Source organism: Ensifer sp. 22460 (assembly GCF_052044935.1).
In the GTDB taxonomy this organism is placed as follows: domain Bacteria; phylum Pseudomonadota; class Alphaproteobacteria; order Rhizobiales; family Rhizobiaceae; genus Ensifer.
Genome location: NZ_JBQENZ010000008.1, coordinates 86132 through 103206, shown reverse-complemented (window position 1 = coordinate 103206; position 17075 = coordinate 86132). Strand labels below are relative to the sequence as shown.

Below are 17075 nucleotides of genomic sequence, written 5' to 3'. Positions count from 1 at the left end.
CGTTCGTGCGCTTTTGGCTGTGTCAGTACCCCAAAGGCACGGGAATGGAGGTGGCTTACTCGGCCGCGGTGGCCGGCGTGTTGCCCATATCCGGTCCGTTCGCATCCCCCGGCGCGGTTTCGCTGCCAAGGTCCGGAAAGGCGACGATGCGCTTGCCGGAAAAGTCCGCATGGATGACGATCAGCCCGTGTTCCTCGAAATATCCGAGCAGGCGGCGCGCACGACGGGCCGAATGCGTGCCATAGGCGCGCGCAATCATCGCGTCCGAAGGACACGGCAGGCGGCGGACGGCTGCTTGCGCCATCATCAGGAACACGGCCTGAAGATCCTCGGTCACACGATCGGCAAGCTGCAAGGCCTGCGCCCAGGTCTCGGTCGCCGCCGTCTCGGCGTCGACACCGGAACGGGCAACCGCCATCTTGCGGCGGAAGGCACTGAGGGAAAGTGCTGCACCTGACGGCAGGCGGCGAATGCGGCAACGGACCAGGAAGTCCTGGAACAGTTCTGCATCGGGACGGAAGGCCGCCTCCGGATTGGCGAGGATTTCCGCGAAGACGCTGTCGAGCAGGCTTTCTTTCTCGTCAGCGGTCATCTCCGGCTGAACCGGCCTCGCCTCGATTGGCGCTGCTGCTTCCGGCCGCGGGCGTGATAGTTCGGCGAGGATGTCCGTTGTCGGGCGCGGCGGCGCGACCGCGCGGCGCATGATCGGCCGGGTCAACTCGTCCGGGTCCGGCGTGAAGATCAAATCCTCGACGTCCTGCGGCGCCTCCGGCAGCGGCATGAGCTTCGGGCTCGTCGAACGGGCCGATGTCTCGACCGTGCCGATCGTCACCTTCAGCGGTCTGCGCGACAGCGCCGGGCCGAGTGCGACGAAGGAGCCGCGCTTCAGGTCACGGAACATTTCCGCCGTGCGCCGGTCCATGCCGAGCAGATCGGCCGCACGCAGCATGTCGATGTCGAGGAAGGTACGACCCATCAGGAAGTTGGAGGCTTCGGCCGCCACGTTCTTGGCAAGTTTCGCCAGACGCTGCGTGGCAATCACGCCGGCAAGTCCGCGCTTGCGGCCGCGGCACATCAGGTTGGTCATGGCGCCGAGCGAAATCTTGCGCACCTCTTCGGTGACGTCGCCGGCAACGGACGGCGCAAACATCTGTGCTTCGTCGACCACGACGAGCACCGGATACCAGAACTCGCGGTCGGCATCGAACATGGCGTTGAGGAACACGCCGGCGTTGCGCATCTGCTGCTCGATATCGAGGCCTTCGAGCGAGAGCACGCAGGAGACGCGGTGCTGGCGAATGCGGTTGGCGATGCCAATCAGCTCCGCATCGGTCCGCTCGCCCTCGACGACCACATGGCCGAACTTGTCGGCGAGCGTGACGAAATCGCCCTCGGGATCGATGATGCACTGCTGCACCCAGGGTGCCGACTGCTCCAGCAGCCGACGCAACAGGTGCGACTTGCCCGAACCGGAATTACCCTGCACCAGGAGACGGGTGGCCAGAAGCTCCTCGATATCGAGCGAGGCCGATGTCCCTTCGGACGTCGCTCCCATGTCGATGCCGACCTTCATTTCCACCTCTTGCTGTACTGATTCGCGCTCGGGCGCAGACCGCCGAGCCGGCGACACCTAGCACGCTTTTGCCGGAATGCGTGCCTCCGACGCAGAAAACCCACAGGGAATACACGCCGGAAAGTCACCCGGAAAGAACCGGATGCACAAATCCGCTCGCCGCAAGATAAAGTTGAGATTGGCTGAGGGTCGTACTTTTGCGAGCAATGACGAATGCCCATATCGGTTATGGTCGAAGCGTTCTGCCAGGGGCAGTGATGGAACACTACGAAACAGAACAGCAAATGGAGATGAACAATCTCGATCAGCGCATGCGCGACGCTTACAAGGATGGGCAACGCATCACGTCAAGAGATGAAGCCGCACGCATCAGCCGCATGCACTTCCGGACCGCCTGCGTGCTGGCTGCCTTGATCGGACTTTCGCTGGCGATCTTCTTCTAGCCGATCGTCTCGGTCCGTCCCACCCGGTGCTCGACGGTCGCGTCGGGCGTTACCGTCAGGCCGAATCCCTGCATCAGCCGCCGGGTCGCAAAATCTGGCTTGCCGGAGGTAAAAATTGCCGGATCCTGGCCATTCAGCGGCTCGAAGCCGTTCGGCAGCGGCACGAGCGAACGCGCCCGCCGGGCAATCGCTTCCGCCGGATCCAGCCAGTCGACAGGCCATGGCGCGAGCTTTCGGAAGACATTGGCCATGAAGGGATAGTGCGTACAGGCCAGCACGACGATATCGGTCTTCCTGCCGTCCATCTCGACGAAACACGGGGCGATTTCGGCAAGGACCGTCTCATCGTCCAGCTTCTCGCCACGAATATAGGCCTCCGCCATCTTGGCGAGGTTCTCCGAGCCGACGAGGCGCACGTGACATTGGCTGGCGAAGGACTGGATGAGATCGCGGGTATAGGCGCGCTTGACGGTGCCCGGCGTCGCCAGAACAGACACAAGACCGGAACGTGTGCGCTCGGCTGCCGGCTTGATCGCCGGAACTGTGCCGACGAAGGTCATCTGAGGATAGGCCGCGCGCAGATCTGCGCCGACAAGCGTAAAGGCGGTGTTGCAAGCGATCACGCAGATTTCCGGATCATGCTCGGAAAGCAGCCGGCCGAAAAGCTCGATCACGCGCGCCTTCAGCGCCGCCTCTTCCCAGCCACCATAGGGAAAGCCGGCGTCGTCGGCCACATAGATGAAATGCCGCTCGGGCATCAGCACCCTCGCCTCGCGCAGCACGGTCAAGCCGCCGATGCCGCTGTCGAAGACGAGGATGGGTTTCAGTTCACTCGCTGTCACCTTTGTCTCGCGCTTTCCTGTTGTGCTCGCCCCTGCTGTGATCACCTGGAGCGCCGGAGCCCCGCGGGTTTTCCCGCGTGAACCGGTCGAGCGAAGAAATGACGCCGCGCAGCACCTGGATTTCGGATTCGGTAAAGGATGGTCTGGTCAGAACAGCGCGCAGGTTTTCGACCAATTTCGGCTTTTTGTCGGCGGAGCGGAAATAGTTGCGCGCGTCGAGCGCTTCCTCGACATGCTCGAAGAGCCCCTGCAGATGTTCCTTGGTCGCCGGCCGCTGCTCGATCGCCTGGAACGAGGTCTGGTCCTCCGATTCCATGCCGGTCTTCAGCCATTCATAGGACATCAAGAGCACGGCCTGAGCGAGATTGAGCGACGCGAAGGCCGGGTTGACCGGAAAGGTCACGATTTCGTCGGCAAGCGCCACTTCCTCGTTGGTAAGTCCGGTGCGCTCGCGCCCGAACAGGATGCCCGTCTTCTCACCGCCTTGAAAACGCTGGCGCAGCGTGCGCGCGGCAACGATCGGCGAACGCACCGGCTTGTAGCCGTCGCGGTCGCGGGCCGTCGTCGCATAGACGAAGTTGAGATCGGCGATCGCCTCTTCGACCGAACCATAGAGCTTGGCAGCGTCGATCACGTGGTCGGCACGGCTTGCGGCAGAGCGCGCCTTTTCGCTCGGCCAGCCGTCGCGCGGATTGACGAGCCGAAGCTCTGCCAGGCCGAAATTCGCCATTGCCCGCGCGACCATGCCGATGTTTTCGCCGAGCTGCGGATAGGCGAGAATGATCGCCGGTCCTTCCACCAGAAGTTCGCGCTCGCTGTTCGTACCTGCCATTTTCCCGTGCCTTCGCCTGTCGTTCGGCGCTTCCCTTGCACAAATACCGCGGAAATTAAAGTCCACTACAAATGAAGCCGGTTGAGAGAGACCCCGATCATCTCGAGACCAAGCTCCGCATCGTCCTTCGAGATCGGCAGGTGCCGATCGACCGGCGCACCGATCCGGCCGACCTCGTAGAAATAGGCGGACGCCTTGTCGCGCACCGACCGAACGAGTTCGAGATTGGCGTCGATGTCCTCTTTGAAATCGGTGCCCTCCAGCTCCGCATCCGTGCCGACGCGTCGCGCGAAGACCCGTGCCCAGTAGGTGCAGGCCATGAAGATTGCCAGCGCCTGGCGCACATGGCCGGGGCGCGTCACCAGCTGCCACGGAAGCCCAAGCGGTTTTGCCGCCGCCGCGAGCTCGCGATAGGCCCGGTCGAGCGCCTGAGAGCGGGCAACGAGAACCATGCCGGAAGTGCCGTCCCGCGCAGCCTGCAACAGGCCGATCAGTTCGTCGCACCAGGTCGCGACAGCTGTATCGAGCGTGGTGCGGGTGCGCGTCGGAAAAACGACGAAGGCGACGGCCGCACCGGCGATCGAGCCGATCATGGTTTCCTCGAGACGAAGCTGCAGGAGATGCGGCGTCAGCACGCCCATGAGGCTGTAGACCAGCGACAGCACGACGGAAATGAAGAAGGTCATCGTCGCGTAGGAAACGGCGAGGAAATAGAAGGCGAGAAAGACGCAGAGGGCGCTGAGCGGCAGCACGAGATAGATATTGCCGCCAACCAGCGTGCCGACGATGATGCCGACTACGATGCCAAAGAGCGTGCCTGCCGAGCGCTGCAGCGCCTTGACGGCCGTGTCACCACGCGAACGTGTGTTTGTGAAGACCAGAAAGGCCGCGAGCACCGCCCAGAACCAGCGCTCGCGTGACAGCATCAGCCCGAAGACCATGGCGATGCCGGATGCGAGCGTGATCTGGATCGCTGCCTTCAGCGCCGGGTCGGCAAGCGATGGCTTCCAGCGGCTTGGTCCGCCCTCCTGTTGTGCCTGCGGCTCTTCGAGGTCGGCCGGCGTCAGCTTTGCAAGGCTGCGGGCAAGCCTCTGCCTGACATTCCGAAGCCAGAGCAGCGCCTTCACCGTTTCCGCACGCCGTGGTGCCGCATCGCCAAGCCGCGCGATCTCCTCGTCGATCCGCTCGCCGTCACGCGCCAGCGTCGCCTCCACCAGCGCCGGCGGCGGCATCGACTGGAAGCTCACCACGATCACGCTCTCGGCCGCGAGATGCAGGTCGAAAAGATTGACGACGACGTCGGCCGAGACGAGGCCCGGCTCCGGTTCCGGCCGCCGGTTCTCGGTGGGAATGAAGCTTTCGGCCATCAGCACCGCTTCCTTCAGCCGTTCTTCCGCCGTGTGCAGCCGCCGCCGATCGACCTCGGAAAGAACCGGCTTGCGGGCAATCTCCGCCAGTTGCAGCAGCATCTGGTCGACGCGGCGCTGCACGCTGGCGGTCGCCCGCAACAGATCCTGGTAGCGATCATCCGGCAGCAGCCGTGTGCGGACGAGATGCGCGACCGTGGCGGAGACCGCCGCGCCGAAGAACAGCGCCGGCAGCTGATCAAGCGTCGGCCGCAGATAGGCGCCGGTGAAATAAGACATGAACGCGAACATGCCGACGGCAAAGCCGCGCGGGCCGAAGGACCGGCCATAGACGGCGAGAAAGATGATCAACAGGAAAACGACGTCCGAGACGTAGCGATGATTCTCGAGAACCGATGCAAGCCCGACCATGCAAACACCGACGGCGACGGCGACGATGCGGGTCAGGCGCTGGCCTGCCACCGTCGTGTCGCGAACGGCGAGACCGCCTTCGATCGACAGCGACGCAGCGAGGCCGAAGGCGGCCGGCGGCAGCGGCGCCACGAGATAGTGAAACGCCATCAGGAGCAGAATGGAAACGACGATCGTCGCGGTGATGCGGGAGGCCTGCCGCAGGCGGGAGAAGGCCGGATCGTTGGCAAGAAGCCAATCGCGCATACGGGAACGAAATGCCATCGGATGCCTTTGTCTGTCTGCGTTCGCCTCACGTGCGCGTCGCTTCGCGGGGGTTCTTCCTGCATAGCGGCAGGCGCGATCTTTGCAAGGCCGGCGCGCTGAGAGCCCAGCCGGAAAGGCGTGCCGAAGCCTTGTGCGAGGCCAGTCGCAACCTCCATCCAAAGTTTCAACCAAGCACGCTTTGCCTTGCCGGTTCTGAGTGCTATAGGGCACAGGATTTTTCAGAGAGGAAGGGACATCGCTCCCGCTGTCCCGCATAAGCTACGAGGCATATTCATGGCAAAGATCAAGGTCGCCAATCCGGTCGTCGAGCTCGACGGCGACGAGATGACCCGCATCATCTGGCAGTTCATCAAGGACAAGCTGATCCATCCCTACCTCGACATCGATCTGGAATATTACGACCTCAGCGTCGAAAACCGCGATGCCACCGAAGACCAGGTGACGGTCGACGCGGCCAACGCGATCAAGAAGCACGGCGTCGGCGTCAAGTGCGCCACGATCACGCCGGATGAAGCCCGCGTCGAGGAATTCAAGCTGAAGAAGATGTGGAAGTCGCCGAACGGCACGATCCGCAACATCCTCGGCGGCGTTATCTTCCGCGAGCCGATCATCTGCAAGAACGTTCCGCGCCTGGTTCCGGGCTGGACCAAGCCGATCATCGTCGGCCGTCATGCCTTCGGCGACCAGTACCGCGCCACCGACTTCAAGTTCCCGGGCAAGGGCAAGCTGACGATGAAGTTCGTCGGCGAAGACGGCAAGGAAATCGAATACGACGTCTTCGACGCACCGTCGGCCGGTGTTGCCATGGGCATGTACAACCTCGACGATTCGATCACCGAATTCGCGCGTGCTTCGTTCAACTACGGCATCCAGCGCAAGGTTCCGGTCTACCTCTCGACCAAGAACACCATCCTCAAGGTCTATGACGGCCGCTTCAAGGACATCTTCCAGAAGGTCTTCGAGGAAGAATTCGCCGAGAAGTTCAAGGAACTGAAGATCTGGTACGAACACCGCCTGATCGACGACATGGTCGCCTCCGCTCTGAAGTGGTCCGGCGGTTACGTCTGGGCGTGCAAGAACTACGACGGCGACGTGCAGTCGGACATCGTGGCCCAGGGCTTCGGCTCGCTCGGCCTGATGACCTCGGTTCTGATGACGCCGGATGGCAAGACGGTCGAAGCCGAAGCTGCCCACGGCACGGTTACCCGCCACTACCGCCAGCACCAGAAGGGCGAGGAAACCTCGACCAACTCGATCGCCTCGATCTTCGCCTGGACCCGTGGCCTTGCGCACCGCGCCAAGCTCGACGGCAATGCCGAACTCGCGAAGTTCGCCGACACGCTTGAGAAGGTTTGCGTCGACACCGTCGAATCCGGCTTCATGACCAAGGACCTGGCGCTGCTCATCGGTCCCGATCAGCCGTGGCTCTCGACCACCGGCTTCCTCGACAAGATCGACGAGAACCTGCAGAAGGCCATGGCTGCCTGATAGGGCGCCAGACACTTCGAAAAACACGGAACCCGGCCATGCGCCGGGTTTCTTTTTTACCAGCACCGTCGCTCAGCTGATCTCCGCGGCGGCAAGCCCTTACGGGAACGACCGATGATCTCATTCAGACCGATGCTTGATAGCGAATACCCGGCCTATCTCGACTATTTCATTCCGGACTACGCCATTGAAATTTCGGCCAACTACGGCTTTTCCGACGCTGACGCGCTGGTGCAGGCAAGACGTGAAATCGCACAAGATCTGCCGCAGGGCGTGAAGACGCCGGGCAACGTGCTGCTCTGTGTGATCAATGAGACCGATTCCAGCCTCATAGGCTACCTCTGGTATAGACCAGACCTCGCCGGCCATTCGGTCTTCATCAGCGATTTCCACATCCTTGCCAGCCAGCAGGGGCAAGGTTTCGCCAAGCAGGCCCTCAATGCGCTCGAAACCGAGCTTTCAGCGAAAGGCTTTAAGCAGATAAAGCTGCGTGTCGCGGAGAACAATCGACGTGCCAAACACGTCTACGATGTCGCAGGTTTTCGCGTTACCGGCATCAATATGAGCAAGTTGATCAAGCCTTGCGGGCCGTGAGGGGCGAAAGCCGACGGCTCGATAGCATGCGATTGCTGGCCACGGATGTACCGGCACTGCAAAATGGCGGACGAGGAGAGGTCGGCTCAGCCGGCCCTTCTTGTTTGTGTGGCCGGATGTCTGCGCTTGGATCGGCAGGTGCCATCAGGAAAAGGCAGACAAGGCTTGAAACCTTGTCGGCCGTTCAGAGGTGTTCCACTTCGCCGATCGCAACCGACCACCGACGTCTTGCAAGCCTCACTTCAGCGGCAGGTAGATCTCGCTCAAAAGCTCCGTCGGCGCCACTTCGCGGGGATTGTTGAGATACTTCTCGAACATCAGGCTGTCGCGGATTTCACGATCTGACTGTGGCAGCCAGGTGCCGTAGAGCCATTGGTAAGCGTTCGGCATATCCGCATAGGGACCCTTGTGGCGCAGCACGGCGTAGCGGCCGCCGTCGAGGTGCTGCGGTGTCAGCGGCGTCTCCACCGGCATCTGTTCGCGAACGCTGACGCAGGCGAAGGAGCGCAGCTTGTCGGTCGGAACCAGTTCGGGGTCGTCGAGGTAGATGCCGATCATCTCCATGTCCGGCCGGAACAGCTGGCGCGAGAACAAGGTTCCGTAGAGCGTCTCGAACGCCCGCCCGATCTCCATGTAGGAGCCGCTATGGGCGACGCCGACGAGGTCGAAGGCCTCAACCTCCTTGAGGGTGACTTCATACATATCAGGGATTCCTTCCGTTGACGCGGTTTCAAAGGCGACATGGCTGCCCTCCTTCCGGTAGCGCGCCGGCGGCAGCCCGTAAGCTCCCTTGAAGGTGCGGTTGAAGGATTGGAGATTGGGGTAGCCAGAGCGCTGCGCGATCGCTTCGACAGGAAGATCGGACTGGGCGAGATCGGCCGAGGCCCGCTGCAGTCGCAGCCGCTTCACGGTTGCGGCCAGCGTCTCGCCATGGACCGCACGATAGATGCGGTGCCAGTGGTGCGGCGATAGACAGGCGATCTCGGAGAGACGATCGAGGTCGAGATCGCCGTCGAGATGGCCATAAATGTAGTCGCTGACCCTGTGCAGGCGCCGTTCATAGGTCGCCCACGCTACCCGATCGTCCATGTCTACCCTTTCGCGCTTTGCTCACGGATCGGTAGACCATAGATCAATTTGACAAATCCTGCGGACTTCTCCGGCGTACCGCCACAATTTTGCAAGCGCCGCGACTCAAGCTAGCTCTATTATCATTGCCGTCTTGCAGGCTCCGCCCGGGATCCACCGGACGGAACTCTTCTGGCCGAAGGCCCAGCCGATGACCGATACTCTTGTTCCGAAGATCGTAAGCGTTTTCACTGAAGGATATGACGGCGCCCGCCTGCGCGCCGACGCGATCGCCGGCCTCACTGTCGCAATCGTTGCCTTGCCCCTGTCGATGGCGATCGCCATCGCATCGGGCGTCACGCCTGATCGCGGCCTCTATACCGCCATTGTCGGCGGCTTTCTTGTCTCCTTCCTCGGCGGCAGCCGCTCCCAGATCGGCGGTCCGGCTGGCGCCTTCATCGTGCTGGTCGCTGCCACGGTCAATCGCCACGGCGTCGACGGTCTCCTGCTGGCGACGATGATGGCCGGGGTGATGCTGATTGCTGCCGGCTATTTGCGGCTCGGCAAATACATCAAGTTCATTCCCTATCCCGTCACCGTTGGCTTTACCGCCGGCATCGCGGTGATCATCTTCGCAAGCCAGCTGCGCGATCTTCTCGGGATCACGCTTGAGGGCAATGAGCCCGGCCCCTTCCTCGACAAGATCACCGCCCTCGCTGCCGCGATCGACACGATCAACCCGCCGACCGTGGCAACCGCAGCACTGACGATTGCTGTTATCTTCGTCCTACGCAAGCTGAGGCCGCATTGGCCGGGCATGCTGATCGCGATCGCCGTCGCATCTGTCGCCGTCGCCCTGTTACACCTGCCGACCGAAACGATCGGCACCCGCTTTGGCGGCATCCCCGGCGGCCTGCCGAGGCCGGCGCTGCCGCCGTTATCCTTCGACCGGGTCGCTGCGGTCTTCCCGGATGCAGTTTCGTTCGCGCTGCTCGGAGCCATCGAATCCCTGCTTTCCGCCGTCGTCGCTGACGGCATGACCGGCCGGCGTCATCGCTCCAGCGTCGAACTGATCGGCCAGGGCATTGCCAACATCGGTTCGGCACTCTTCGGCGGCATCTGCGTCACCGGCACCATCGCACGCACGGCGACGAATGTGCGGGCCGGCGGCACCAGTCCGGTGTCGGGCATGCTGCACGCGGCTTTCCTTCTCGCTTTCATGCTGGTGGCTGCTCCACTTGCAAGCTATATCCCGCTTGCAGCCCTTGCCGGCATGCTTGCGGTCGTCGCCTGGAACATGGTCGAGAAGCCGGCCTTCATGGCGTTGTTGCGATCATCAGGCGGCGATGCCGTGGTGCTGCTCGCCACCTTTGCCATCGTCGTCTTTCGCGATCTGACCGAAGGTATCGTCGTCGGCTTCGCGCTTGGAGCCGTTCTCTTCATCGACCGTATGGCCAAGAGCATCGCCATCGGCAAAGCGAAGCGCCCAGGATCCAGCGCGGAAGAAAATGGCGCCGAGGAACATCCCGTTGCCGCCGACGACCCGGATACGGTGATCTATCACATTTCCGGCGTCTTCTTCTTCGGCTCCGCGGCAACTGTTGGCTCGGTGCTGGACCGGATTGCCGACCAGCGCCGCAACTTCATTCTTGATTGCAGCGACGTGCCTTTCATGGATTCAACCGCGGCTAACGTGATCGAAGGCACCGTCCGAAAGGCCGAACGGACCGGCGTGCGCTTCATCGTTACCGGCGCCTCGCACCAAGTCCGGCGCATGCTGGCGAGCCACGACGTGCACGAGCCACGTGTCGCAACGTTTGCGTCCATCGAACTTGCGCTCGACAACATCCGCGGTGCGACGAAAGAATAGAGAATTCAGAGCGATGCCGACGTTTTCTAACAATTTGAGGACATCGAACAAAAAAGGGCGCCGAAGTGGCGCCCTTCTAGTTTCTGTCTTTGACGGTTACCCGGCCAGTGCAACGGCCACGGCCTCGATGGCTTCGGCCGCCTTCTCACCATCCGGACCACCGGCCTGGGCCATGTCAGGACGTCCGCCGCCACCCTTGCCGCCGAGCGCGGCTGATGCGACGCGAACGAGGTCGACGGCGCTGAGCTTCGAGGTCAGATCGTCGGTGACGGCCACGACCGCACTCGCCTTGCCATCGCCGGACACGCCGACGAAAGCGACGACGCCAGAGCCGAGGCTCTTCTTGCCGTCATCGGCAAGGCTCTTCAGATCCTTGGGCTCGACGCCCGAGACGACCTTGCCGAGGAAACGAACGCCAGCGATGTCGCGGGCTGCGTCGGCGGAACCCGCCTCGCCGCCACCGCCGAGCGCCAGCTTCTTCTTGGCTTCGGTCAGTTCGCGTTCCAGCTTGCGGCGTTCGTCGAGCAGCGCCTCGACGCGGCCGAGCACGTCGCCCGGCTGAACCTTCAGCGTGTTGGCGAGTGTCTTCACGCGCTCGTCCTGCTCGTTGAGATAGGCGCGTGCGGCTTCGCCGGTCAGCGCCTCGATGCGGCGAACGCCGGCGCCGACTGCGCTTTCCGAAACGACACGGACGAGACCGATGTCACCGGTGGCCGACACGTGGGTACCGCCGCAAAGCTCGACGGAATAGGCGCGGTTGGCCTTGGAACCGTGAATGCCGCGGCCCATCGAGACGACGCGCACTTCGTCGCCATACTTCTCGCCAAAGAGTGCCATCGCGCCTTCGGCGATCGCATCGTCGACGCTCATCAGGCGCGTGGTCACCGGCGTGTTCTGCACGATGATCTCGTTGGCCATTTCCTCCACGATCTTCAGCTCTTCCGCCGTCATCGGCTTCGGATGCGAAACGTCGAAGCGCAGGCGTTCCGGGGCTACCAGCGAGCCCTTCTGGGCGACATGGGTGCCGAGCACTTCGCGCAGCGCCTCATGCAGCAGGTGGGTTGCCGAGTGGTTGGCGCGCAGGCGCGAGCGGCGCGCATGGTCGACGTCGAGCTGCGCGGCGTCGCCGGTCTTCACCGTACCTTCAGCAACGGTCGCGAAATGAACGAAGAGCCCCTCGCCGCGCTTCTGCGTGTCGGTCACGACAAGCTTGCCGGTTTCGGTGGTGATCGTGCCGGTGTCGCCCATCTGGCCGCCCGATTCGCCGTAGAACGGCGTCTGGTTGAGCACCACCTGGACCGTGTCGCCCTTGGCTGCCGAAGCGACGACGGCGCCGTCGCGCACGATCGCCTGGATCACGCCTTCGGCGGTCTCGGTGTCATAGCCGAGGAAGTCGGTGGCGCCGTGCTTTTCCTTGAGCTCGAACCAGATCGTCTCGGTCGCCGCTTCGCCCGAGCCGGCCCAGTTGGCGCGGGCTTCGGCCTTCTGGCGCTCCATGGCGACAGAGAAGGCGTCGGTATCGACGGTGATGCCCTTGGCGCGCAGGGCGTCCTGGGTCAGGTCGAGCGGGAAGCCGTAGGTGTCGTAGAGCTTGAAGGCGGTTTCGCCGTTGAACTGGTCGCCTTCCGAGAGATCGGCAGATGCGTCCGAAAGCAAGTTCAGACCGCGCTCCAGCGTCTTGCGGAAGCGGGTTTCCTCAAGCTTCAGCGTCTCGGAGATCAGCGCTTCTGCGCGCATCAGTTCCGGATAGGCGCGGCCCATCTGGCCGACCAGCGCCGGCAAGAGCTTCCACATCAACGGATCCCGGGCACCGAGCAATTGCGCGTGGCGCATGGCGCGGCGCATGATGCGGCGCAGCACGTAACCGCGGCCCTCGTTCGACGGCAGCACGCCGTCGGCAATCAGGAAAGCGGACGAACGCAGATGGTCGGCAATGACACGATGGCTGGCGCGCTGGTCGCCCTCGGCCTTGACGCCGGTTGCTTCCTCGGAAGCTGCGATCAGGGCGCGGAAAAGGTCGATGTCGTAGTTGTCGTGCTGGCCCTGCAGCACCGCTGCCAGGCGCTCGAGGCCCATGCCGGTGTCGATCGACGGACGCGGCAGGTTGACCCGCTCTTCCTTGGTGATCTGCTCGTACTGCATGAAGACGAGGTTCCAGATCTCGATGAAACGGTCACCGTCCTCGTCGGCCGAGCCGGGCGGTCCACCCCAGATATGGTCGCCATGGTCGTAGAAGATTTCCGAGCATGGGCCGCAGGGCCCGGTATCGCCCATGGCCCAGAAGTTGTCGCTCGTCGGAATGCGGATGATGCGGTCGTCGGAGAAGCCGGCGATCTTCTTCCAGAGATCGAAGGCTTCGTCGTCGGTGTGGTAGACCGTGACCAGCAGGCGCTTGGCGTCGAGGCCGTATTCCCTAGTGATCAGGTTCCAGGCAAGCTCGATGGCGTTCTCCTTGAAGTAATCGCCAAAGGAGAAGTTGCCGAGCATTTCGAAGAAGGTGTGATGGCGCGCGGTGTAGCCGACATTGTCGAGGTCGTTGTGCTTGCCGCCGGCGCGCACGCATTTCTGCGCGGTCACGGCCGTCGAATAGGGACGCTGTTCCAGGCCGGTGAAGACGTTCTTGAACTGCACCATGCCGGCATTGGTGAACATCAATGTCGGGTCGTTGCGCGGCACCAACGGGCTCGACGACACGACCTCATGACCGTTCCTGCGGAAATAGTCGAGAAAGGTCGACCGGATTTCATTCACGCCGCTCATCTTGCGTCCTATTCTAAAGCACCGATTCCGGCCCGGATCCGGCATCTGCCGCGCCACTAAGCCATTGTCCTTAAACCCCGTGGCCATCCATGATGGCCGCGCCCTCCAACGCCCTCGGTCGCCGGAACCAAAGGCTTTTATCGTTCACGTATCATACTGTCCAGACGGCAGCAAAAAACCGGCCGTCATAGGACGACCGGTTCTCCGGAAGCTTCAGTTCCTGGTGTTTCACGCCTCGGCGGCGTCGTCGCTGCCGTCGTCGGGTTCCGGGCCGCCGTTTTCGAGGAACCGGTCGGCGATCAGGCCGGCGTTCTGGCGCAGCGCCGTCTCGATCTCACGCGCCAGGTCCGGGTTGTCGCGCAGGAACGTCTTGGCGTTCTCGCGGCCCTGGCCGAGGCGCTGGCTGTTATAGGAGAACCAGGCACCGGATTTCTCGACGATGCCGGCCTTGACGCCGAGATCGACGAGTTCGCCGGTCTTGGAAACGCCTTCGCCATACATGATGTCGAACTCGACCTGCTTGAAGGGCGGCGCCATCTTGTTCTTGACGACCTTGACACGGGTCTGGTTGCCGACGACCTCTTCGCGCTCCTTGACCGAACCGATGCGGCGGATGTCGAGGCGGACCGAGGCGTAGAACTTCAGCGCGTTGCCGCCGGTGGTGGTTTCCGGCGAACCGAACATGACGCCGATCTTCATGCGGATCTGGTTGATGAAGATGACCATGCAGTTCGACTTGGAGATCGACGCGGTCAGCTTGCGCAGCGCCTGGCTCATCAGGCGTGCCTGCATGCCCGGCAGGCTGTCGCCCATTTCGCCTTCGATTTCGGCGCGCGGCACAAGCGCTGCGACGGAGTCGACGACGAGAACGTCGATCGCACCGGAGCGCACCAGCGTGTCGGTGATCTCAAGCGCCTGCTCGCCGGTGTCCGGCTGCGAGATCAGGAGGTTTTCGAGATCGACACCGAGCTTGCGCGCATAGATCGGATCGAGCGCGTGTTCGGCGTCGACGAAGGCGCAGATGCCGCCCTTCTTCTGTGCTTCGGCGATCGTCTGCAGCGCCAGCGTCGTCTTACCCGAGCTTTCCGGGCCGTAAATTTCAACGATGCGGCCCTTCGGCAGGCCGCCGATGCCGAGCGCGATGTCGAGGCTGAGAGAACCCGTCGAGACGGTTTCGATCTCGATGATGCTGTCCTTCCCACCGAGCTTCATGATCGATCCCTTGCCGAACGACCGTTCGATCTGGGAAAGTGCCGCTTCAAGTGCCTTGCTTTTATCCACCGATTTGTCCTCTACGAGCCGCAAAGAGTTTTGTGCCATTTGGTCCACCTTTAGGTTATTGAAGCTACCGAGGCAATGAAGCCGCCGCAGGAGTTTTTGTACATGTTTTGTTCCGTATTTGCAAGAGCAGGACAATATATTGAAAAACAATGATTATCTTGGTTTCGTTCTTTTCATGTTCACGGGATTGAAACCATAGGTTCTCAAATGCGCGCAGTACGTCTTCAAACCTGCCCCTCAGGGCTTGGCCGATTCGCCTGAGACGAAGAGATCGGGCGCATGGGTCCTTGGAATTTGGACCTCGGCCATTGCAGAAAGCCAACAGATATTTCGGCCGATGGGCCAAGCAGAGGAACATTCATGACGGAAGCTGAAATCGCCGTCTTCGGCGGAGCGCATATCGACAGGCGCGGCCGCATATCGGGGACGACCGCACCGGGTTCCAGCAATCCCGGCACCTGGTTCGAAGAGGCTGGCGGTGGCGGCTTCAACGCGGCCCGCAACCTTGCGCGCCTTGGCCATGGCGTGCGCATGATCAGCACTCGCGGCGGCGATGCCGCCGGCGAGATGGTGACGGCGGCGGCGGCCGCAGCAGGGGTCATCGACAGCCCCCTCACCTTTCTCGATCGCCAGACGCCGAGCTACACCGCGATCCTTGAAAACGACGGCAATCTGGTGATCGCGCTCGCCGACATGGAACTCTACCGGCTGTTCTCGCCGCGACAATTGCAACGCCGGGCGCTCCGCGATGTCGTCGCCACGAGCAGGCTCGTGCTGACGGACGCCAACCTGCCGGAGGAAACGATCGCCGCGCTGGTCCAGTCGGCCGCGGGCAACGGGCGCCTCGTCGCCGGCATTGCCGTTTCGCCCGCCAAGGTCATCCGCTACCGGCCGTGCCTCCCCCATCTCTCCTTCCTGTTCATGAATGAATCCGAGGCACGGGCGCTGACCGGCAAGGACGCGGCCGAGGCGGAAGCATGGCCGGCGCTTTTGAGAAGCGCGGGCCTCAATGGCGGCGTGGTCACACGCGGCGGCCGCGCGGTCGTCGCCTTCGATGGCGACAGCATCTGCGTTGCCGTTCCGCCGGCGCTCCCGGCACTGGCCGACGTGACCGGCGCCGGTGATGCGCTTGCCTCCGGCTTCCTCTCCGCGCGCCTCGCCGGCTGCAATCTGACCGAGTGCCTGCGGCACGGCATCGCAGCCGCCGGAATCACATTGCGCTCTCCCTTGGCCGCATCCGAAGAGATGTCCGCGGCCAATCTCGAACAGGCGCTGGCTCTTGTGCCCACGCCCCAAATGCTGTCATGACAATTGCCAGCAGAACTCCCAAGGAAAGACCATGACCAAACCCGCTTCTCCCTCCCTGCCGATGGCATATTCCGACGAGGTCGCAGCCGCCAAGGCGCGTGGCGCGCCGATCGTGGCGCTGGAATCGACCATCATCACCCATGGCATGCCCTATCCCGGCAATCTGAACATGGCCCGCAGCGTCGAAGCGATCATCCGCGAACAGGGTGCCGTGCCGGCAACGATCGCCGTCATCCATGGCGTGCTGCATATCGGCCTTGATGACGCCAAGCTCGAGGAGTTGGCGAAGACGGAAGGTGCGATGAAGGTCTCGCGCGCCGACCTCGCCTTCGCGATCGCCGAGCGCCGCACGGGCGCAACCACCGTCGCCGCGACGATGATTGCGGCTGCCCGCGCCGGCATCCGCGTCTTTGCGACCGGCGGCATCGGTGGCGTGCACCGCGGCGCCGAACTCACCTTCGACGTCTCCGCCGACCTCGACGAACTTGCCCGCACCGGCGTCATCGTCGTCTGCGCCGGCGCCAAGGCGATCCTCGACATTCCGAAGACGCTCGAAGTGCTCGAAACCCGCGGTGTCCCCGTCGTCACCTATGACAGCGAAGTCTTCCCGGCCTTCTGGTCGCGCGACAGCGGCCTCAAGAGCCCGCTGATGCTGAACAGCCCGGCGGCGATCGCCAACTTCCAGAACATGCGCGAACTGCTCGGCGTCGACGGCGGCATGCTGGTAGCCAATCCGGTGCCGGAGGAAAGCGAAATCCCGCGCGAAGAGATGGAAATCTACATCGCCCGCGCGCTCGACAATGCCGAGAGCGATGAGATCACCGGCAAGGCCGTCACGCCTTACCTGCTCGACAATCTCTTCCACATGACCGAAGGCCGCAGCCTCGAGACCAACATCGCGCTGGTCGAGAACAATGCGCGCCTTGCCGGCGAGATCGCGGTCGCGCTCAACGCCAAGTAATTCCGATAGG

13 protein-coding genes are annotated in these 17075 nt (G+C 62.9%); 6 read left to right on the top strand and 7 right to left on the bottom strand.

The genetic code is table 11. The features are described 5' to 3' along the window. Window positions 1-55 precede the first annotated feature (55 nt). Window positions 56-1573, bottom strand: a complete 1518-nt coding sequence (locus ACTJKM_RS12250) for a helicase HerA domain-containing protein (protein WP_440660389.1) — start codon at window positions 1571-1573, stop codon at window positions 56-58. 257 nt (window positions 1574-1830) lie between these two features. Between ACTJKM_RS12250 and ACTJKM_RS12245 the strand changes: the two genes are divergently transcribed. Continuing rightward, window positions 1831-2016, top strand: a complete 186-nt coding sequence (locus tag ACTJKM_RS12245; protein WP_156436917.1) for a hypothetical protein — start codon at window positions 1831-1833, stop codon at window positions 2014-2016. Here the strand turns inward: ACTJKM_RS12245 and murI are convergent. The 3 genes from murI to ACTJKM_RS12230 form a co-directional block, all read right to left on the bottom strand. Further along, complete coding sequence (gene murI, locus ACTJKM_RS12240; protein WP_058328262.1) at window positions 2013-2858, bottom strand: glutamate racemase; 846 nt, start codon at window positions 2856-2858, stop codon at window positions 2013-2015. The two genes, ACTJKM_RS12245 and murI, sit on opposite strands and share 4 nt — an antisense overlap. After that, window positions 2845-3690 carry an RNA methyltransferase gene (locus tag ACTJKM_RS12235; protein WP_058328263.1) on the bottom strand — a complete coding sequence of 282 codons (846 nt, stop codon included), beginning with the start codon at window positions 3688-3690 and terminating at the stop codon, window positions 2845-2847. Before ACTJKM_RS12235 ends, murI begins: the two co-directional genes overlap by 14 nt. 65 nt (window positions 3691-3755) lie before the next feature. Then, a complete protein-coding gene (locus tag ACTJKM_RS12230) occupies window positions 3756-5732 on the bottom strand; it encodes an FUSC family protein (protein ID WP_058328264.1) in 1977 nt (658 codons plus the stop codon). 276 nt (window positions 5733-6008) lie between these two features. On the opposite strand from ACTJKM_RS12230, the gene ACTJKM_RS12225 reads away from it, so the two are divergent. Together ACTJKM_RS12225 and ACTJKM_RS12220 are read left to right on the top strand one after the other, a co-directional pair. Further along, window positions 6009-7223, top strand: coding sequence for an NADP-dependent isocitrate dehydrogenase (locus tag ACTJKM_RS12225; RefSeq protein WP_058324115.1), 1215 nt, complete (start codon window positions 6009-6011; stop codon window positions 7221-7223). Between the two features lie 132 nt (window positions 7224-7355). Next, window positions 7356-7817 (top strand): GNAT family N-acetyltransferase, encoded by a 462-nt coding sequence (locus ACTJKM_RS12220; RefSeq protein WP_197417423.1) that lies wholly within the window; start codon window positions 7356-7358, stop codon window positions 7815-7817. A 237-nt stretch (window positions 7818-8054) separates the two neighbouring features. Here the strand turns inward: ACTJKM_RS12220 and ACTJKM_RS12215 are convergent, their stop codons facing one another. Continuing rightward, window positions 8055-8906 (bottom strand): AraC family transcriptional regulator, encoded by an 852-nt coding sequence (locus ACTJKM_RS12215; protein ID WP_058324114.1) that lies wholly within the window; start codon window positions 8904-8906, stop codon window positions 8055-8057. Window positions 8907-9096: 190 nt separating this feature from the next. Here ACTJKM_RS12215 and ACTJKM_RS12210 point away from each other — a divergent pair, with 190 nt between their 5' ends. Continuing rightward, entirely contained in the window at window positions 9097-10755 is a 1659-nt protein-coding gene (locus ACTJKM_RS12210) for a SulP family inorganic anion transporter (RefSeq protein ID WP_058324113.1), read from the top strand. A gap of 96 nt (window positions 10756-10851) precedes the next feature. Here the strand turns inward: ACTJKM_RS12210 and alaS are convergent, their stop codons facing one another. Beyond that, window positions 10852-13515, bottom strand: a complete 2664-nt coding sequence (gene alaS, locus ACTJKM_RS12205; protein WP_057248922.1) for an alanine--tRNA ligase — start codon at window positions 13513-13515, stop codon at window positions 10852-10854. Between the two features lie 228 nt (window positions 13516-13743). After that, complete coding sequence (gene recA / locus ACTJKM_RS12200) at window positions 13744-14835, bottom strand: recombinase RecA (RefSeq protein WP_057248921.1); 1092 nt, start codon at window positions 14833-14835, stop codon at window positions 13744-13746. A gap of 321 nt (window positions 14836-15156) precedes the next feature. Between recA and ACTJKM_RS12195 the strand changes: the two genes are divergently transcribed. Both ACTJKM_RS12195 and ACTJKM_RS12190 read left to right on the top strand, forming a co-directional pair. Then, window positions 15157-16104, top strand: coding sequence for a carbohydrate kinase family protein (locus ACTJKM_RS12195; RefSeq protein WP_058328265.1), 948 nt, complete (start codon window positions 15157-15159; stop codon window positions 16102-16104). Window positions 16105-16135: 31 nt separating this feature from the next. Continuing rightward, a complete protein-coding gene (locus ACTJKM_RS12190; RefSeq protein WP_058328266.1) occupies window positions 16136-17065 on the top strand; it encodes a pseudouridine-5'-phosphate glycosidase in 930 nt (309 codons plus the stop codon). Window positions 17066-17075 lie beyond the last annotated feature (10 nt).